This window comes from Armatimonadota bacterium, assembly GCA_037138755.1.
GTDB lineage: Bacteria > Armatimonadota > Fimbriimonadia > Fimbriimonadales > Fimbriimonadaceae > Fimbriimonas.
The window spans coordinates 1-3,207 of the sequence record JBAXHT010000010.1 but is presented as its reverse complement, the minus strand read 5'-3'; the positions used below and the strand labels follow the sequence as shown (position 1 = coordinate 3,207).

Here is a 3,207-nt window from a genome sequence, read left to right as displayed (position 1 = left end):
TGCTCAAACATTTCAGTAACAGTCTGTCTCTGCAGAATCTGATGCAGCACAGTCTGTTGGTGCAGCTGCCGCTGCCGCAGCAGGCGAGCTGAGTCAGATGCGCCGACGTGCCAGAGTCAAGCGCCGTGGGCGCAAGCGCAAACAGCGAACAGAAGAGGAGCTCCTTCTGAAGCTACCGAGGAAGACCCGCGCTGCACTGTGTGCTGACGAGCAAAAGATGGAGCTCCCCGCGAAGTGCTGCAAGAAGCACAAGTGCTTCACTCGTGTTGGGAAGGCGGACTTTCTCTCCATGGAGCGCATCCAAGAGTTACGCAAGTTCATCCATGAGAAGAAGACCACTGTGGATCGGCAGGCGTGCGTTCGCGACATCATCCGGTTCCAGACGGTGTACGCGCAAGATGCAGATGGCCGCAACTGCTTCACCAAGTTCTTTCTGGATCAGAAGCAAGTGTGCCAGACGTTCTTCTGCTTCTGCTACTGGATCTCCAAGTCAAAACTGCTCCGGCTTGTAGCTGGCTCTGGACACCGTGGCCTCAATGCTAACGCTCTGCCTTACCGGGAGCGTAGCCAGAAGAGGAGAGAGACCGTCATCTGGTGGCTCAAGGAGGAGCGCGGCCACCACGAGATCATGCCTGATCAGCCCAAGATCCAAATGCCCTACCCAAGCCGTCGGGAGGCATATCGTCACTTCAAGCTGGCGATCGAGATGCACAACGACCAGTGTGTGCAGGACGGACGAGAAGACGAGGTCAAGCCACTCTGCAAGTACAACTACTTTCGCCTTACCTGGAAGACGTACGTTTCCGATGTGGTGCTTCGCAAGTACCTTCGCTTCGCCAAGTGCTCTGAATGTGAGCTACTGCGCACGGAGTACGCGGCTACGCTGGACCCATCGTTGCGCAAAAGCATCCGCCAGGCGTTCGGGGACCACATAGTCACCGTCAAGGATGAGCGCCTCGCCTACGCCAGCATCTGTGCGGATGCTAGGAGGTCCGGTACCGACGTGCTGAGCGTCGCCATGGACGGAACGGATCAGCTACCCTTCGGCCTCCCTCAATTTGCCCAGCGCCTCAAGAGCCACCAAGAGTCTGGCATCCGGCTCCACATGGAGATCTCCATCGTCCACGGTGTTGGCGTCTACACGTACCTAACTCCCAAGTGCTGGGCATCCGACCCCAACCTCATCGTTGAGACCTTGCAGCGTACGTTGACCCACGTCGCGGTCCGACGAGGCGGCTCCTTGCCCAGTACTCTGCACTTACGCTTCGACAACTGCGCGCGCGAGAACAAGAACCGCTTCGTCATTGCCTACCTGGCGGATCTGCTGCGGCGGTTCATCATCAAGAAGGTCATCGTGGATTACTTCATGGTGGGGCACACTCACTGTGACCCTGATCAAGAGGCAGGCACCTATCTCTGCGCAGTCAAGAAGCGCGACATCATGAGCCGCACGGACTTCATCAAGCGCCTCAGGGAGTCCCACCATCCGTCCCCAGAGATCGAGGTCGTGCGCAGCGTGTGCGACTGGAAGAAGCTCTGCAAGGACGCTGGGGCTGCTCAAGATCTCCATGGACACAAGGAGCCCCGGCGCTGGGTCATGGAGAACGACGAAAAGACTGGGGCTCCGCGCTTGTCGTTCTACGACAGTGTCCTCGCCAAGGATCCGAAGCCCATCCCCTACTACCCGTTTGGGAGGCATAACGAGCACGCTCCCGCTGTCTCGGACATTGAGCCTTCCATGAAGAAGGAGGTGCCGAAGGATGACATCAAGATGATCACCGACTTCTTCGAGACTCTCAAGTCGGATCGCAAGTTCAAGGCTGACCCTCGAGCCATCATCGAGTACCAGGAGGAGCTTGACCACCTCACCACCCCTGCGCAAACAGTGCAAGAAGGCTGGAGATGGGCCAACGGGGGTCTATTCCCCGCGGAGATGGCGCGGATGCGCACTACAGCACAGCTTCCGCCATCAGTCTGTCACGGAGACATCGACTTGAACGATGTTATCATGGACGAATTCCAGAACCAGCCTGGTGAGAGAGGAGCCAGCCGCCATGCCATGAAGAACATCTTGGAACTCGCAGTGGGTGGCTACGTTTGCGTCATTTCCCCGCCAGACCACTCTTTCAAGCAACGCTTTTGGGTGGCCAAGGTCATGAAGCTAAGACTTCACAAGGGCGAGATTGACGAGAAGAGTGGAAGGAAGGACTTCAAGATCCGCGTCATCTACTACCACTCCGGAGACGGCGAGTTTGGTCGTTACAAGACGTTCTACGTAGACGCGGCGGATCCGGGATTCCGGAAAGACGTCGACGAGCTTTCTGACACGGATGACGGATTGCAGCGCGATCGACAGCGCACTCGAGGACGCGTTCCCATGATTGCTGATGTGAGCCGCTCCAATGTCGTCTTCTTCTTGCCGAGCCTCACCGGCAAAGGCGAGATTCCGAGGCATCTACAGGGCTTGTTGGACAGGCAGGATCGCATGAGCCGCGGTTGGACTAAAGCTTGGGAAACATCTACGCACGCCTATCACAAAGCCGTCAACCCATCCAGCCTCCCCAAAGAAGCCTCGACGTCCGACTCTGAAGCAGCTAATGCAGACGCGCAGCCCGCTCCGTCGGCTGAAGCGTCAAGTGCGTCTGAGGAGGTTCAGCCCAGTAACAAGAGACCAAGAAAGTCCAGCAGCACGCGCGGGGCCCGACGTGCCAGAGGAGCACGCGGCGGTTCTGGTGGACGAGGTGGTGGCCGCAACAGTGACTCTGAGTCTCCCCCCCGTGATAGGAGGACGTCGCGCCGCTCGGACTCTACTAGAGGCTCTAAAGAGTCTACTTCAGGCCGTCGTGCCCGTGGACGACGTGCACGTGACTAAGTGTACATGTGCGCATGTCACATTGTGACGTGTCTGTGTGACACTGTGTGTGTGACGAGTCGTTACGGTTACGGTAAACCTCTCGCGTACTGGTACTCGACCGTCACGACGACATGTTCAACTTGTAACTGTACCGTTACAGCAGAGTCTGTCAGTGACAAGTCAATGACAAGCAAAAATGTTAAGTCAATTTGGACTTTTCTTTACTGTATTAACATTGCTATCACAAAACATACGGCCCTCGAGCTCGAGCTAAGATGTAAATCGGGAACTCATGGTGGAGAGTGAGAATGACCACTTCTGCTTCTTGTCCTGGGGAAGAGAGAGTGAGAGAC

The 3,207-nt window shown here is 56.8% G+C and carries 1 protein-coding gene; it reads left to right on the top strand.

Annotated elements, in window-relative coordinates:
* Positions 1–97 precede the first annotated feature (97 nt).
* Positions 98–2,872, top strand: coding sequence for a hypothetical protein (locus tag WCK51_15930; GenBank protein MEI7578378.1), 2,775 nt, complete (start codon positions 98–100; stop codon positions 2,870–2,872).
* Positions 2,873–3,207 lie beyond the last annotated feature (335 nt).

Coding starts and splice junctions, on each gene's coding strand:
- WCK51_15930 (MEI7578378.1), top strand. CDS start 98: ATGCGCCGACGTGCCAGAGTCAAGCGCCGTGGGCGCAAGCGCAAACAG.